This window comes from Pedobacter psychrodurus (assembly GCF_032678585.1).
Classification (GTDB): domain Bacteria; phylum Bacteroidota; class Bacteroidia; order Sphingobacteriales; family Sphingobacteriaceae; genus Pedobacter; species Pedobacter psychrodurus_A.
Genome location: NZ_JAVTSN010000019.1, coordinates 25,938 through 41,217 on the forward strand (window position 1 = coordinate 25,938; position 15,280 = coordinate 41,217).

Consider the following 15,280-nt stretch of genomic DNA (forward strand, 5'->3'; position numbering starts at 1 on the left):
CTAATGTCCAGATTAATTGGTAGGCTCAAGGTGAAGAATTCAAATGAAATTATGATACAGTCTCAATTGATAAATGCTATAATAAGGTTTCTGCTCAAAACACTTTTACATTGCTACTTTTGGAGATCAGTTTTTTATAGGGACCTCAATTAATTATACTGGACATCAGAAAAATATCCTATATTAAATCGATTTATCTGGCGTATTCTCAAGCTTTAATTGTAGATCGGGTCAGCTAATACATGTTTAATATTAACCAAATATTTGATGCATAAAGCTTTTCTGATCATTTTGATCGCATTCACCTGTGGTATAGGTAAACTCTCCGCACAAAAAACAAATATTGATGCCAAAAAAATAGTTTCAACGCTGGATACGTTCCGGAAACGTTTTGAGCCTGAAAAGGTATATATCCACACGGATAAAAATTACTATTTTGTTGGCGATACGATCTGGCTGAAGGCATACGTTATTGAGCAATCCTCTTTTGGCTATAGCAAAAAAAGTGGACTACTTTATCTTGAGCTAAATGACGATAGTCTGGACAATGTTAAAAGGATCAGTATACCCATCCGTTTTGGAATTGGGTGGGCGCAGATACCGATTTCTGTAAAACAGTTTCATGAGGGTAGATACAACCTACGAGCTTATACCAACTGGATGAAAAACGCAAAAGTGGAAAGTTTTTTCAATCAGACCATTTATATCGCAAAACCCACGAGAGAAACATGGCGGGTGCGAACAGCAGTTACAAGAGGAGAAAGAGGGGCCGGGGATCAGGTTAGGTTAAGTTTGAAGACCGCTCAACAAAAACCCGTCTCTTTGCAAAACATCCAGATCAGGATCACTGATCAAAACGAACTGATCAAACGAATGGATCTGCAAACTGATGCTGAAGGAGAAGTTATTGTCAGTTTTGACCCAAAAGATGAACGGTTTAAAAAAGCCCTTGGTCTGCAGATTTTAAATACACAGAAAGGTACTGCAGCCCAGATCTTAAATATTCCGCTGAATCTGGAAAGAAAAAACATAATTGATCTCCAGTTCCTGCCAGAAGGAGGGCATCTGGTTACCGGATTAAACTCGAAACTAGCCTTTAAGGCAATTGGAGAAAACGGACTTGGCGTAGATATAAAAGGTTCGGTGTTTGATAACGGTGGCAAGGAGGTGGCTACTTTTTCTAGTAGCCATAAAGGGATGGGCTTAATGGATTTTCTCCCGGTGGCCGGGGAGAAATACGTGGCAAAAATATTTGGATCAGAAAATGTTTATGCCCTGCCGAAAATATGGGAAACGGGATCCCTGCTTTCTGTCGGGAATCCAGAAACCGGAGACTCTATAAGTTTAAATATCCGCTTTTCGGAAAAGTTTAGCTTAAATAAAAGTGAAGGAATTTTTCTCATCTGCCAGTCGAGAGGTTTTGCCTGTTATGCCAAAAAGCTGTACCCTGAAAACCAGCGAATCAACATAGCCAAAAATATTTTTCCATCTGGGATTGCACATTTTACATTGCTTCGGGACACGGTGCCCATAAACGAGCGGATTATTTTTATAGATCAAGGCGATAATCTCCAAATGTCGGTTGGAGTGCGTGATCAAAAAGAGGTAAAGGATAGTACCAGTTTGCATATCACAGTAACGGATGTGAAAGGTAAACCCGTAAGTGGCAGTTTTTCTTTGGGGATAACCGATGATAATAATTTTGTTGCCGATAGCCTTGGGAACAATGGTATCGTTGCCAATCTGCTGCTAACAAGCGAAATTAAAGGTTATGTTGAAGGCCCTGCTTATTACCTGAATCATTATAAAACAAAAAGCTGGGCTGATCTAGACAATCTTCTGCTTAGTCAGGGTTGGATAGGACCAGACTGGTCAACTGTATTTTCACCTCCGGTGCCAAAATTCAAAGCAGAAGAACAGATAGAAATTAGTGGAACCGTAGTAAATGCATTCGGAAAACCGATGAAGGCATCACAGATTATCATTTCCTCTCAAAAACCGGCATTTATTAACGAAATAAAAACAGACCGGAACGGTAAGTTTCTCTTCCGTAACCTTCCCTTGTTAGATACGGCATCTTTTTTTATTATGGCTAATACACCAAAAGGAAAAAAGCTAAATTTCGGAGAGCTGACTCTGGATAAGTTTTTGCCCGCAGAGATCTATCCGTCGAAAATGCCATCGGTTATGCCCTGGTATGCCAGTACCGATAGTGTAGTACAACGTGCCGTACAATCCGATCTGAAACGCCAGGCTCCGTTTGCTCCAGAGAGCGGAATCAAACTGGATGAAGTCGTGATCAAAGGTAAAAAGACAATCGCAGGTTCCTTCAATTCAAGGGGGGCAGATATGGTGTTAAACAAAAATGATATAAAAGCTTCTGGGACTTCAAATCTTTATGATCTGTTGAGAAGTCAGTTTCCCGGGCTTAAAGTTGTGATGTTCGGAGGTTTTCCAACACTTATGTATGGAAAATATGCTATGCACATCATCATAAATGGAACGGGGCTGCCTTTGGTGGTAAGCTTTAAACCCAGTGTGCAGGAGGTGGTTGAAGGCCTAAAAGATTATCCAATTTCCTCTTTTGTTGGTGTTGAGCTTCAGTACAGTAGAAAATATAATCGAATTGGAGCGTCGAGCCTTTCTCTGGATAATTTTGGCAAGCCATCCGTATCGAGTATGGAAAGGGCTCAAATTAGGAAAGGTGATGACGGCTTTATTGCCGATGGGCCTGATGCCAGTTATACGGGCTGGAGGGTAGGTAATCTTCAGAACCGGGATTTCGACATCGGACTGATTTTTCTGACCACCACAGCGAAATCATTTAACTATCAGCAATCCAACAGCGCTTCTTACAGGCCGGTCTATGTAGTATATTCCAAACAGTTTTATCAACCAAAATTTGATGTTAGTAGCAATGGTGCAGATCAGGCAAGTGTTTCGACAATTTTTTGGAAGCCTGATATTGTTACAGATGAGATGGGGAAAGCTACGGTGAATTTTTTGATGGGCAACCAGAAGGGGGAATTTTCGATCATATTGCAAGGTGCAGATTTAAACGGAAATATTGGCTTCATTTCTGATAAGTTGCTTCTTAAATAATAATTGAGATTAAAAAACTATAAAATAGCATTAATGAAATCCTGAAAGGACTTTTTAATCCCAACTCAATACACTTTTACATTGCTGCTTTTAGAGATCAGCTTTTTATAGGGATCGCCCATAAAGGCCTCTAGGTAATCAAAACCATCTGGTCCGAAACCTGATCCATGTGCCCTGTTGTGAATAAGCAGAATTTGTGCATTGGGCATATATCTTTTTATGAGTGTATTGTAAAAAGGCCTGCACCATGGATCTGCGTCCCCTCCAGAGATTAGGGCTGGAATAGTAGAATAAACCGGATTTTTTGCTTCTGGTGTTTCTATTTTAACCTTCCAGCAGTCGCAGATCTTTTCATTTACATTATTAAACGGATAACCAGAAAGCCATGGCAGAATTTTATCCTGTTCGGCAATAAGTTTTGGATCCGAATAGGCAATTTGCTCAGAACAGTAGACGGAATATCGCATGCCCAGGGCGCGGTCGGGATCACCCGAAAATATACCGTCGAGTAGCTCGCTTACATAACTGCTGTGCTTTCCCCTGATGATTTCATCCATCACAAAGGGCACGGATTTTAAACGGCTATTGTCAATTCTGCCAATGATTACATCAAGAAGTTCTGCTTTACCATACCTGATATTTATCGAATCCCCTTTCCCTTTGGGCAGATATCTTAACGTAAAATGTTGACCTGATATTTTGGTGAAATAATCATGGAAGCGATTCCGCAGATCCTTATACTTTTCCTCTTTTGATGAATCGGCCTCCACATTGCTAAAAACCTGATCAAGTGCTTCATCCATATTAATTAAACCGTGTTCCTCATAATTGACAAATCCTGGCAATGGGGAGTTTAAAATAAGGGCTTTAATGCCTTCAGGATGATTTCTGGCTACGGTAAGCATCAGTCCGCCACTGTAAGAAATCCCAACCAGGCTAAGCGACTGGATCTTTAGTGCAATTTTGAGGTCAGTGATATCGGCTGCGCTTTCAATAGTGTTGTAAGCAGATAAATCAATTCCCTGTGCGATGAATTTTTGTCTGGCTGATTTTACCGCAAGCAACACCAAACTATCTTTCGAAAGGTTTTCAAGGTAAGAGCGTTTAATGGCCTCATCAATTTCGGTTGTAAAAAGCGATGGAATGGCCTTTTTTGTTCCTCTTTGATCAAATGCAATAAAACCTCCGTATTTCAAAAAACCTGAATTTGCTGTAATCTGGGTTATTCCTGATGTAGTGCTATAACCTGGACCACCAGTGCTGTAAAGGGAAATATTTCTTACCGAATCCATTCCTGCTTTGCGCACAAATAAAAAAGGTATTTTGATCTGTGTTTTACCAGGGTATTTTCTGTTTTCAGGCACTACAAGAAAGCCACAACGCGCTACAACCCCTTTTTCGATCTTAATGTTACAGGCGCAAGGTTCGATTTTTGGGGTATAGGATTGTGCAAAACAGGCTGTTACGGAGATTACAAAAATTAAGATCAGTATTGACGTAAACTTCATGGTTTGTGTTTTGTACAAATCTAATATTGCGATTTGGAGGAAAAAAGGTAAAAAACGGACAAAATAACTAGTATTGAGCCATCCGCCTTCCGGTAAACTTGATGGCATCTCTGTAGAAATGGCTCATATCATAATAACCATAAGTGTAAGGAGAGAAAAATTCAGGTGTTTTTAAAAAATCTGTGACTGCCGTTCTGGCGCGTAAAATGTTGAAATAGTGCTTAGGACCGGTTCCCACTACATGATTGAAATATCTGTTCATTGACTTTTCGCTCATGTGTATTTTATCTGCGAGCTGCCCTAAAGAGAGTTTCATTTCTGTATCCAAAAAAGTATCGATCGATTTTTGTACCACGTGTAGATAATGGCTCTTCACATTTTGTAATTTCCGCTCATGAAGATAATCCTCCCAAAGCGATATCCTCGATTCGAAATCTGCTGCATTTTTGATCTTCTTGATGATTTGTGCAGGGATTAAATCTTGTAAGGGGATCACATCGTCGGCGATTTTAGTTTGGCTTATCCCGAAAATAGCTTCGAATCCACCAGGTAAAAATTTGACGGTAAATATATTGTCTGTTGGAGCATTACACCGCTCAATGGTTTTACTGCGCAGTACCAGTACATCGGTACGCTCATCTATAGCATGCGGTTTAGTGCCATTATAAAGCTGATATGGACTACCAAGGTTCAACCAGATGGTAGGGGTGAAACTCGGGAAAAGTTTTACGGTAAAGTTTCTTTCCTGAATAAGAAGCCCGGCAGCTTGCAAATCTGTTTCCGAAAAAAACTCGATATAAGGAGAAAGGCTTTCGGCCGGAGGATAAAAGCGGTAGAGTTTTCTGATGTTATCGAATATTTCTGTCATATGGAGATCTATCTATATGATGCGATTTTATGCTGAATGTTGCAGGATGACCGCATTATTTTGCAAGTTAATTTCAAGGCATTCAAGTTTTGAAAAATTAACTGTTGGAACGGGGTTGGCTCGGACTTGCCTCGGGCTTGAGACGAAGTTGTGACAATCGTGCCTGAAAAAAACCCGGAGCAAGTCAGTATAAATTACCTCCTAATCGTGATATTCATTTATTTTGCTGTTTAGCGTCTGATTAAGAGTGTTTTATGAATAATTTATTGGAATGGTATAGTAGGATGCAACTATAGTATCTAGAAATTCGTCTATGGGATAATCAGATTTTTGTTTCTTCCCGTTCCTTTGCCCGATTAACGCAAATGAAATAAACAGTTGATCATGCCTAAATCGGAACATCATTAAACAACATAAATGAAAAAAACATTGGTGATATTTTTTATTTTGGGTTTGTCTCTTAAAGGATTTGCGCAAAAAGAATTAACAGCTCAGGATAGTATAAAAGTATTTTATGACGGGCTTTTTTCAGCCTTGAAAAATGGATACTTACACAGGAAAGCTGTTGATTGGAAGGTTGTTGAATATGAAACTAAACAGAATTTAGCGCAATACAATAGCTTTAAAACATCGTTAAACGAGATAAAAATACTTTTCGATAAAATAGGCGCAACACATTGCATTGTTTACGATCAGGGAAAAAAATATTCTGCTACAGGAAAAGCCATTTCAAAAGCGGAATATACGGAGCAGTGGAGAAAAAAATATGCTGCCAAACCAACTTTTGAAGCCAAGGTACTTGACGGGAAATACGGCTATATTTTAATGCCAGGCATGGTGTTTTTTGATACCAGTTCGGAAAATGTGCACAAAATAGCCCAGGCCATGTATGATCAGATAGCTGATATCAAGGCGAAAAATAAAATTGAGGGATGGATTTTGGATTTGCGCTTGAATACAGGTGGCAATTCCTGGCCGATGTTACTCGCTTTGTACGATTTATTGGGTGATCATGATATAGGAGGATCACTTAACCTCAATAAAAAGCTGGTGAGCACCATAAAATTGGAAAATGGGAATTATTTGGATAACGGTAAAAAAGTGTCCTTTATTAATCCCGTTGGCGAATTGTTAGATAAAAAGAAACTAGCCGTTATCACCGGAATCTTTACCGGAAGTTCGGGCGAAGTAACGGCAATGGCCTTTAAAGGCAGGCCAAATACCATTTTTGTTGGAGAAAGTACATTGGGATTTACTACGGGTAATATTTTTTGGCCCTTAGCTTTTGGTACGACAATGGCTTTGACCAATTCATACGATAGCGATAGAAACGGCAACTATTACGAGCGCATCATCCCCGATATTGCCGTGTCAAAGCAGGATAATTTTGATGATTTATTTTTGGATCGGAATATTCAGGAATCTATAAAATTTCTAATGCAGAAGGAGTAAAACTAATTTTTGCTAAGTGAAACGCAATCATTTTCAACTATTAAGCTTGTAAATAAATTCCTCAATTTCGGCCTGTCGGGCATTTGCAAAACCGCTATCAGTACCTGTTTTTACAAAGCCACATTTTTCCAGAACTTTTTGTGATCCAAAATTATCAAATGCCACACGCCCGAAAATTGGTCTGCTCAACTCAATTAAAAGAAATTCATGAAGCGCCTTAGTGGCAATTCCTTGGCCCCAGAATTTTTTATCTATCCAATAGGTAATTTCCGTATCGCCATGCATGATAAACTTCGCCACATGGCCAACAATGATATTGTTCACCAGAATAGTCTGGTTATTTACAGTTGGATCGCTCAATAACCTGGTATATTTACTCAAATATGCAGGCTTGTCTGTCGGATCTTTGGGCATAAAGGCGGCAAGATAGCCTGCTTCCTGGTCAGTTTGAAATTCGAAGAGGGTTTCGAGATCTGAAACTGTTGTCTGCCTAAGTTTTAAATCGATTGTTTTCTCCATTGTGATTGATCTTAAGAAATGCTTTGTCCTAAATAAAAAGGTGTTTTGAAATTAGCAATAAATTAAATAAGGATTCAATTATTTTTTTTTATGCTAAGTGACAATGGGTGTTGGATTGGCCAATTGATAAAAATCTGTATCATTAAAATAGAGCTGTCATCCTGAGGGATAATTTATTTTATAAAAATCAATATGATTGACGTATAAATTATTTTTTTTGCCCAGCTGCTCCGTCCTGCCTCGGCTCGCCGCCGCCGAAGGGCTCTTTCTTTTTGGCATCAAAAAGAAACAAAAAATGCCGGCTGAAAATTTTTCTTTGGAAGCCAGTAGAGTGGCTTGGTCTGTGGGCCCCGAAAAATTTGTTAGGCCGGGTCTTAGTTGAACGTGGATGAGGTGCTTTGGCCTAGCTGGGAGGAAATGAAAATTACTTTAAGTTGTTCATTAATAAACAATTACAAAATAACGTTTATGGTAGCTTGTCGAAGGGCCTGTTTAAATATCTTTTAAGGCGTTTCGACAAGCTCAACATGACAATTTAGAAGCAAGTACACTTATCGCATTATTATTAAATCTGTCTAATCCAAATTCAGCGGTGAAGTTAATACAACCTCACGTGTTTGCAATAAGGGAACAATCTTTCCAACTACGATCATTTGAAAATGCTGCGCGTTGCGGTGTGCATCCAGAGCACTTTCATTTTTATATCCTTCGAAAAGGATCAAAGTATTTACATCTGTACGGCTCTGGTGTATCTCGTAAAAAAGATTTCCTTCTTCGGCAATACTCTGTTTCCTTACTTCTGTTAATAAGTCTAATACGGTTTCTAGCTGTCCGTCTTTGATCTGCCAGGTGGCAAATACATGAATGGCTTCGTTTTTCATCTTCTAAGCTTTAATGGTGTTTAAAATAGCGACAATTTTTTCTCCTACACCTTTTGCTGAAGCTGGATTCTGACCTGTTACCAAACGGCCGTCGGCGATACTGTTGGCCGACCACGGGGTTGAGGCATGAAAGATTGCCCCCTGAGCGGTAAGTGCGGTCTGCAGATCAAAAGGTACATCTGGTCTTGCATAATGCTCCTCCTCTTCGGTCGTAAAAGAAGTGATGTTTTTGCCATTTAACAAAAACGAATCGTCACTCAGTTTTACATTAAGCAACGACACCGGGCCATGACATACAGCGCCTACTACGGCGTTACGCTCATAGGTTTCGGCAATAACCTTTTTAAGTAATGGCGCCTCTGGCATATCCACCATTGGGGCCAGACCACCCGGAACAAAAATGGCATCGTAAATACTGACATCTACAGTGGAAAGTTTTGCAGCCTGTTGCATATCTTCCCAACCTTTTCCGGTTAAAAAATGAAGGTTGTCTGCATCTGAAGCTAGGTTGAGCGCATCAAGATAAGGGGTGTCGCCTGATAGGCTAGCAAAGTCGATCTGGTAACCTGCCTGATCAAATTCAGCGTAAGGGTGGGCAACTTCTGGAAGAAAGGTTCCTGTTCTTCTATTTTTCGGACCTATTGCATTGGCATTGGAAACGATGATTAAAATTTTCTTTTTCATGACTTTATGTTTTAAAATGTTTGTTGTTTTGACATTTCAAATCTCCTCAATTGCATCGTGCTGTACGAGGAGGCAAGTCACAAAAAAAGTGTGATCGCAATCACACTTTCGGTTTTTTAACTGTTTTTATTTGCCGAGTAAAGCCTGCTTAACGTTTCGCGGCTTACGCCAAGGTATTCGGCTATGTATTTTTTTGGGATCTGTTGGATTAGGTGGGGATAAAGCTGTGCAAACTCTTCATAACGTTGCTGCGGGTTGCCCGAGAGTAGGGAAATGATGCGCCGCTGCTGGGCAATATAGCCATTGGTGAGTTTGGCCCTGAAGAAGTGTTCCATTTTATGCATTTCGGTTGCTAGGGTTTCCCTGCCCTGTAAGGTGAGGCACAGTATTTCGGCATCCGTCATACAAGTGATGTGCAGCGTGGCTTTTCTTTCCTTAAAATAGGCCTGATAATCGGCCATCCACCAGTTCTCACCTGCAAACTGAACAATATGCTCTTTTCCATCGCTGTCTAGATAAAACATTCTGAAAATGCCGGATAAAATTAAGTATTCAAAATTTGCCTGGTCGCCATCCTGTATCAGGTATTGGTGTTTTTTTACTCTTTTGGTGGTGAAAAAAGTTTGTATATAGGCGAATTCCTCATCACTTACTGCGATTATTTCCTCAAGATGTTTCCTTAGTTTTTCCATTTGCGCTTTCACAGGATGAAAGTAGAAAAAATAAAGCCCCGTTCAAAACCGGCATGACTGACTTTTAATGTTTAAATCTTATCTGATTAAAAGGCCGATAGCATCATCAAACCAACAACTCAAACAAACTCACAGGATTTCCTTGATAATGAGCAGGCAACTGATCCGTATGCTTTAAATCATATAAACCCAGAAATGTAAAACCCATTTTGGTATAATGTTTAATCAGACTTTCATTTTGGCCAACAGTATCCAGACGCACATAGGTTTTACCATTTTCTTCGGCATATTCCTTAGCCCAGGCTACAATGTTGGCCACCATATTTTGTCCCTTAAATTCAGGATTGGTGGCGATACGGTGGATATAAACGGCAGGATCGGCATTTCGCTCTTCCCATATCTGTGGATCATCGAACGTTGTTGCCCATACACAGGCGGTTTTCCCATCCATGGTGATTTTCCATTGCCTGTTCTCCGCAATTTCATTTTCAATCAATGAAGTTTCAAACTTTGGCCAATGTAGGATGTACTTTGTTTTCTGAAAAGCTGTTGCACTTTCGTAAAGACGGAAAATCTCCGAAATATCTGCTGTACTGCTATTACTGATCTGCATATGATTAATTTTTATATGGTTTCTATTTTATTTGGCAAACTTTTTTGAGCCGGCAACGCAAAGGATAATGCCTATGGTTACGGCGATCATATTTAAACTTACTTCCTCATGCAAAAGTGTAGCGGCAAGTGCCAGTCCGAAAAAGGGTTGCAGGAGTTGCAATTGTCCTACTGTAGCAATTCCGCCCTGAGCCAATCCCTTATACCAGAAAATAAAGCCGATAAACATACTGAACAAGGAGATATAAGCCAGACCAAGCCATGCGCCCGAACTAATTGTGGAAAGCGAAACCGGTTCAAAAACAAACACCAGCGGAAACATGAATGGAAGCGATATCGCCAATGCCCAGGAGATGACCTGCCAGCCGCCGAGGGTTTTCGATAAGCGCGCACCCTCTGCATAACCTAATCCGCAGAGTACTATGGCTGCCAGCATAAGCAAGTCGCCAAAGGGCGAGGCATTAATGCCCTGGTACACAGCATAACCGATTACCAGCAAACTGCCCAATACAGAAAAGAGCCAGAAAATAGGCTTAGGTTTTTCACCGCCTCGTAAAACGGCAAAAACAGCAGTTACCAGGGGCAATAAGCCTAAAAATACCAGCGAATGTGCAGAACTCATGTGTGCCAGAGCCAGCGAACTTAATAAAGGAAAACCAATTACTGCGCCAAAGGCTACAATAATGAGCGACCACAAACTGCTTTTGGCAGGGCGTTTCTCTTTAAGTGCCAACAATACAACAAGTGCCAATAAACCCGCTATCGTTGCACGCGCAACCGTTACAAAAATGGGGTTCATATCCATCACAGCGATTTTGGTGGCGGGCATCGAGCCACTAAAAATCAGTACCCCGATAAAACCGTTCAGCCATCCGCTCGAAATTTTCCTGGTAGCCAGACTACCTGTTGTTGTGGTTATCATATCTAAAATTTGCTTAAGCAAAAGTGCCGAAGAGAAATAAGTAAATACAGTATCAGTTTTGTATATTTGGATGGATACAGTTAGTTTATGGAAAAACTTTTTAGGTACAATGAAATTGCTGAAGGCATAGCGCTTCAGATCAGGAATGGCATTTTGAAGGTTGGCGATAAGTTGCCCTCGGTGAGGATGCTTTGTAAAGAGCACGCCATTGGAATGAACACTGCCAAGAGGGTTTTTTTAGAACTCGAAGCACAATCGCTAATCGATCCAAAACCGCAATCGGGTTTTTTTGTCAGTAACCGATCGCAGCAGCGTCTTCCCTTACCGGCGGCAAGTAAACCGACTTTAATACCCGGTTATAGCGAGCCCGAAGAGCTGATTACCAAAGTGTATTCGAGTTTGGGTAATAATCATATTACTAATTTTTCGATCGGTATTCCATCGGGTAACCTCTTGCCTTTGGCCAAACTCCAAAAAGAAATTCTTCAGGCGAGCAGAACACTGCAGGGTGGCACGGCTTACGAACCACTTCAGGGCAATGTACAACTGCGTAGAATGGTTGCAGTACGTTCGCTGGGCTGGAGCGGGAATTTGAGTGAAGATGATCTAATTACCACCAGCGGTGGCATGGGGGCACTTTCTTTTTGTATGATGGCTTTGGCAAAACCTGGTGATACCGTTGCTATCGAAAGCCCTTGTTATCCCGGGATTTTCCAGCTGGCCCTTAGTTTAGGACTCAAGGTGCTCGAACTGCCTACACATCCTGTTACCGGTATTGACATTGACGCGCTGAAGAAACTGGTTTCCAAAATCAATATCTGCGTATTAATTCCAAACTTTAATACGCCTTTAGGTAGCTGCATGCCTGATGAACATAAAAAGGAAGTGGTGAAATTACTCGCTAAACATAACATTCCGTTAATTGAAGATGATGTATATGGCGATCTGTATTTTGGTACACAGCGGCCAAAATGTTGCAAAGCTTTCGATACCGAAGGAAATGTATTGTGGTGCAGTGCCATTTCGAAAACGCTGGCTCCAGGTTATCGGGTAGGTTGGGTGGCGCCAGGTAAGTACAAGGATAAAATACTGAAATTGAAACTGGTACACGCCATTGCCACACCGTCGCTCGTGCACGAAGTGGTGGGCAATTTTTTTAAAAGCGGACGTTACGATGTGCATATTCACCAAATGCGCCGTACCCTGAAAGACAATTACCAGCGTTTTAGCCATGCCATTGCCACTTATTTCCCAGAGGGGACTAAGATCAGCCGGCCACAGGGTGGACTCGCCATCTGGGTAGAACTGCAAAAGGGAGCTGATACTGTAAAACTATATGATCTGGCGATGAAGCAGAAAATCAGCATTTCGCCAGGGCGGATGTTTACCCTGCAGGATCAGTTCGAAAACTGCCTGCGTATTTGTATGGGCATGCCCTGGACAGATGAAATCGATTTTAAACTTAAGCAGGTGGGGAATTTGGCAAAAATGCTTTAATACGGTCTTAGAGAAATTTGTCATTCTGAGAGCAACGAAGAATCTCTTTTTTCATTGTTTCAGCTATTGAAAACACTTTCAGTATATATAATACTTTTTTATTAAAAGATCCTTCACTGCGTTCAGAATGACAGAAAAGGGAGGGGATACTTCAATCGAAAAACCCCGTGTATCCGTGGCGAAAATTAGCTTTGGTAAAAGAATAAGGTCTTAGTAATACGGGAAGATCAGTAAAATACTATCTCAAAAGAAATTGTCATTCTGAGAGCAACGAAGAATCTTTATTTTCCTTGTTTCAGCTATTGAAAACACTTTCAGTATATATAAAGACTTTGATTATTAAAAGATCCTTCACTGCGTTCAGAATGACAGAGAGGGAGGGATGCTTCAATCGAAAAACTCCGTGTATCCGTGGCGAAAATTAAGTTTTGGTAAAAGATGGTCTTAGCGAGAAGCTAAGACTAGTTAATTTGTTCTCATTTTACTTTGATTGGTCGCTCCCCACGGCAGGAAGGTTTCAAAGTAAATTTCTTAAATGACTGTTTTGCCACTTTTATTAATGAATCCTTAACATGTAGTTAATCAAATCATAAAGCGGGGGCTATAGTTTTGCTGAAAACAAAAGCATCCATTTTTATGGAATATCCCTTACTTTCAGATCAACAGTTATTAGTGGAATGTTCCCGCGACAATCTGAAGGCTTTTAATGTTTTATTTGATCGTTATTTTACAAAACTCTACAGATATGCACTCGGTTATGTAAACGACGAATGTTTCGCAGAAGAAGCGATGATGGACCTGATGATGTGGGTTTGGGAGAAAAGACACACGCTTGAAATTCAGGGGGAATTTAAACACTACATTTTTAGGGCTGCAAAAAATGCTACTATCAAGGTCATCAGAAAAAGGGCCATTCAAACCGCTCCGATAGAAAGTATTGAAAACCATATTTCCTTTACCAGTGCTACTGCCGACCATGGCATTCTAACCAGCGAGATGGAGCAAAGTTATCGACAAGAACTTGATCTGTTAAGTCCACAGCGTAAAATTGTATTTCAATTAAGTAGGGAAGAAGAACTGAGTCATGCTGAAATTGCCGATAACCTCGATATTTCCATCAACACCGTAAAAAATCACATTAAATTTTCGCTGAATCATTTCCGTAAAGGTTTTTTAAGGTATAAGGATGCAGCTTTAGCGATTGCCTTTTTACTATTCGTACGTTAGTAATCCTATCTTTTATAAAATATTATTAAAATTATTTTACTGTAAATCAGTGTGATGTGTTTTTGTTTGAAAATACATTAGCCCCTCAATAGCTTTTTTGTCCCTTGTTAGATAGGCGCTCAATTTGTGCCGTAACAAACAAACATGCCGAAACAGGTTGACCAAGCATTGATAGAAAAATTCCTCCGTGGTGGGTGTTCTGCAAAGGAAGAAGAACTGGTCCGTTCGTTCCTGAAGAATCCGGAATCTGAAACGGTATTAAACGAAATCCTGTCAAACAACCAGACAAAAGATTTCGCTTTGTTTGAGGACGAAAATGTAGCGCATATCAAACAGGCACATTGGCTGCGCACGATAAACCTTCGGATTGCAGCAGAAAATGAAAAAGAGTTGCCTGTTAAAAAACGGTTAAACTTTAAATATGCTGCCATTTGGACAGCCCTGATCATCTCTACGCTGAGTGTTTATCTGCTCTTCCATTTCAGCAAATCACAGCAACAGGCTTTGGCCTATATCGAGCGCATTAATCCTAACGGTCAGCGCTCTAAAATTACTTTATCCGATAGTAGTGTGGTATATCTGGGAGCAGGCAGCAGATTAAAATACCCTGAACGGTTTTCGGCCAATAAAAGAGAAATCTCCCTTTATGGTGAAGCTTTTTTCGAAGTGACTAAAAATCCCAAAAAACCATTTATCATCCATACCGGAACCGTAAGAACTCAGGTTTTGGGTACTTCCTTTAAAATTAAAGCTTTTAAAAACAAGCCGCTTAGTGTAGAGGTAGCCACCGGAAAGGTTCGGGTAGATGAGTTAAAAGGAGACAAGATACAATCGCTGGCCATCCTGATCCCCGGACAAAAGGTAGTTTATTTCGAAGGGAAGGCCAATACGGCGGATGTCGCCGTAACGGATGTTACCGGTTTTATGCGCGCACAGCTGGCTTTTCGCAATTCATCTTTATTGGAAATCTGTGAAACATTAGAACGCTGGTACAACGTGAAAATCAGTTTCAAAACCCAACACAAATCGCGTGACCGGATGACATTGACCATTGACGCTACAGTACCTGTAAACAAGCTGCTGAATGTACTCGCTGCTGCGGGGAAATTCAATTACAACATTAAAAACAACGAAATCATTATCCGTTAACATTCAAAAAATATAGAAAGGAAAACAATGGATTGAAATTAACAAACTTCCCCAACCTTAAGGAGGGGAAGTAGTCTTTTTATCACATGATAACCGCTTGCTTTTCGACGACAGAGCGGTTAAAATGAAGAAAAAATCAACAATTATTCCGGCTTATCACCGGGCAA

13 protein-coding genes are annotated in these 15,280 nt (G+C 40.4%); 5 read left to right on the plus strand and 8 right to left on the minus strand.

Features of this window, described 5'->3' with window-relative positions:
- Positions 1–267: 267 nt before the first annotated feature.
- Complete coding sequence (locus R2S57_RS13970; protein WP_316845569.1) at positions 268–3,102, plus strand: carboxypeptidase-like regulatory domain-containing protein; 2,835 nt, start codon at positions 268–270, stop codon at positions 3,100–3,102.
- 65 nt (positions 3,103–3,167) lie between these two features.
- On the opposite strand, the gene R2S57_RS13975 is transcribed toward R2S57_RS13970, so the two are convergent.
- Positions 3,168–4,610 (minus strand): alpha/beta fold hydrolase, encoded by a 1,443-nt coding sequence (locus R2S57_RS13975; protein ID WP_316845570.1) that lies wholly within the window; start codon positions 4,608–4,610, stop codon positions 3,168–3,170.
- Positions 4,611–4,677: 67 nt separating this feature from the next.
- Positions 4,678–5,478, minus strand: coding sequence for a helix-turn-helix domain-containing protein (locus R2S57_RS13980; protein WP_316845571.1), 801 nt, complete (start codon positions 5,476–5,478; stop codon positions 4,678–4,680).
- 417 nt (positions 5,479–5,895) lie between these two features.
- On the opposite strand from R2S57_RS13980, the gene R2S57_RS13985 reads away from it, so the two are divergent.
- Positions 5,896–6,930, plus strand: coding sequence for a S41 family peptidase (locus R2S57_RS13985; protein WP_316845572.1), 1,035 nt, complete (start codon positions 5,896–5,898; stop codon positions 6,928–6,930).
- Between the two features lie 33 nt (positions 6,931–6,963).
- Here R2S57_RS13985 and R2S57_RS13990 read toward each other — a convergent pair whose 3' ends face one another.
- From R2S57_RS13990 to R2S57_RS14015, 6 genes are all read right to left on the minus strand, one after another.
- Entirely contained in the window at positions 6,964–7,449 is a 486-nt protein-coding gene (locus R2S57_RS13990; RefSeq protein ID WP_316845573.1) for a GNAT family N-acetyltransferase, read from the minus strand.
- 575 nt (positions 7,450–8,024) lie between these two features.
- The gene (locus tag R2S57_RS13995) at positions 8,025–8,330 is read right to left on the minus strand and encodes a putative quinol monooxygenase (protein ID WP_316845574.1); all 306 of its coding nucleotides are present in this window, start codon (positions 8,328–8,330) and stop codon (positions 8,025–8,027) included.
- Between the two features lie 3 nt (positions 8,331–8,333).
- Positions 8,334–9,014, minus strand: coding sequence for a type 1 glutamine amidotransferase domain-containing protein (locus R2S57_RS14000; protein ID WP_316845575.1), 681 nt, complete (start codon positions 9,012–9,014; stop codon positions 8,334–8,336).
- Positions 9,015–9,130: 116 nt separating this feature from the next.
- Positions 9,131–9,706, minus strand: a complete 576-nt coding sequence (locus R2S57_RS14005; RefSeq protein ID WP_316845576.1) for a Crp/Fnr family transcriptional regulator — start codon at positions 9,704–9,706, stop codon at positions 9,131–9,133.
- 106 nt (positions 9,707–9,812) lie between these two features.
- The gene (locus tag R2S57_RS14010; RefSeq protein ID WP_316845577.1) at positions 9,813–10,319 is read right to left on the minus strand and encodes a GNAT family N-acetyltransferase; all 507 of its coding nucleotides are present in this window, start codon (positions 10,317–10,319) and stop codon (positions 9,813–9,815) included.
- 27 nt (positions 10,320–10,346) lie between these two features.
- Complete coding sequence (locus tag R2S57_RS14015) at positions 10,347–11,240, minus strand: DMT family transporter (protein ID WP_316845578.1); 894 nt, start codon at positions 11,238–11,240, stop codon at positions 10,347–10,349.
- Positions 11,241–11,327: 87 nt separating this feature from the next.
- Here R2S57_RS14015 and R2S57_RS14020 point away from each other — a divergent pair, with 87 nt between their 5' ends.
- The 3 genes from R2S57_RS14020 to R2S57_RS14030 all read left to right on the plus strand — a co-directional run bounded on the left by R2S57_RS14020 (position 11,328) and on the right by R2S57_RS14030 (position 15,113).
- Positions 11,328–12,737, plus strand: a complete 1,410-nt coding sequence (locus R2S57_RS14020; protein ID WP_316845579.1) for a PLP-dependent aminotransferase family protein — start codon at positions 11,328–11,330, stop codon at positions 12,735–12,737.
- Positions 12,738–13,373: 636 nt separating this feature from the next.
- Positions 13,374–13,964, plus strand: a complete 591-nt coding sequence (locus tag R2S57_RS14025; RefSeq protein WP_316845580.1) for an RNA polymerase sigma-70 factor — start codon at positions 13,374–13,376, stop codon at positions 13,962–13,964.
- A gap of 144 nt (positions 13,965–14,108) precedes the next feature.
- Positions 14,109–15,113, plus strand: a complete 1,005-nt coding sequence (locus R2S57_RS14030) for a FecR family protein (RefSeq protein WP_316845581.1) — start codon at positions 14,109–14,111, stop codon at positions 15,111–15,113.
- Positions 15,114–15,280: the final 167 nt, after the last annotated feature.

Coding starts and splice junctions, on each gene's coding strand:
- R2S57_RS13975 (WP_316845570.1), bottom strand. CDS start 4,610: ATGAAGTTTACGTCAATACTGATCTTAATTTTTGTAATCTCCGTAACA.
- R2S57_RS14000 (WP_316845575.1), bottom strand. CDS start 9,014: ATGAAAAAGAAAATTTTAATCATCGTTTCCAATGCCAATGCAATAGGT.
- R2S57_RS14015 (WP_316845578.1), bottom strand. CDS start 11,240: ATGATAACCACAACAACAGGTAGTCTGGCTACCAGGAAAATTTCGAGC.
- R2S57_RS13995 (WP_316845574.1), bottom strand. CDS start 8,330: ATGAAAAACGAAGCCATTCATGTATTTGCCACCTGGCAGATCAAAGAC.
- R2S57_RS13985 (WP_316845572.1), top strand. CDS start 5,896: ATGAAAAAAACATTGGTGATATTTTTTATTTTGGGTTTGTCTCTTAAA.
- R2S57_RS13990 (WP_316845573.1), bottom strand. CDS start 7,449: ATGGAGAAAACAATCGATTTAAAACTTAGGCAGACAACAGTTTCAGAT.
- R2S57_RS13980 (WP_316845571.1), bottom strand. CDS start 5,478: ATGACAGAAATATTCGATAACATCAGAAAACTCTACCGCTTTTATCCT.
- R2S57_RS13970 (WP_316845569.1), top strand. CDS start 268: ATGCATAAAGCTTTTCTGATCATTTTGATCGCATTCACCTGTGGTATA.
- R2S57_RS14010 (WP_316845577.1), bottom strand. CDS start 10,319: ATGCAGATCAGTAATAGCAGTACAGCAGATATTTCGGAGATTTTCCGT.
- R2S57_RS14030 (WP_316845581.1), top strand. CDS start 14,109: ATGCCGAAACAGGTTGACCAAGCATTGATAGAAAAATTCCTCCGTGGT.
- R2S57_RS14025 (WP_316845580.1), top strand. CDS start 13,374: ATGGAATATCCCTTACTTTCAGATCAACAGTTATTAGTGGAATGTTCC.
- R2S57_RS14005 (WP_316845576.1), bottom strand. CDS start 9,706: ATGGAAAAACTAAGGAAACATCTTGAGGAAATAATCGCAGTAAGTGAT.
- R2S57_RS14020 (WP_316845579.1), top strand. CDS start 11,328: ATGGAAAAACTTTTTAGGTACAATGAAATTGCTGAAGGCATAGCGCTT.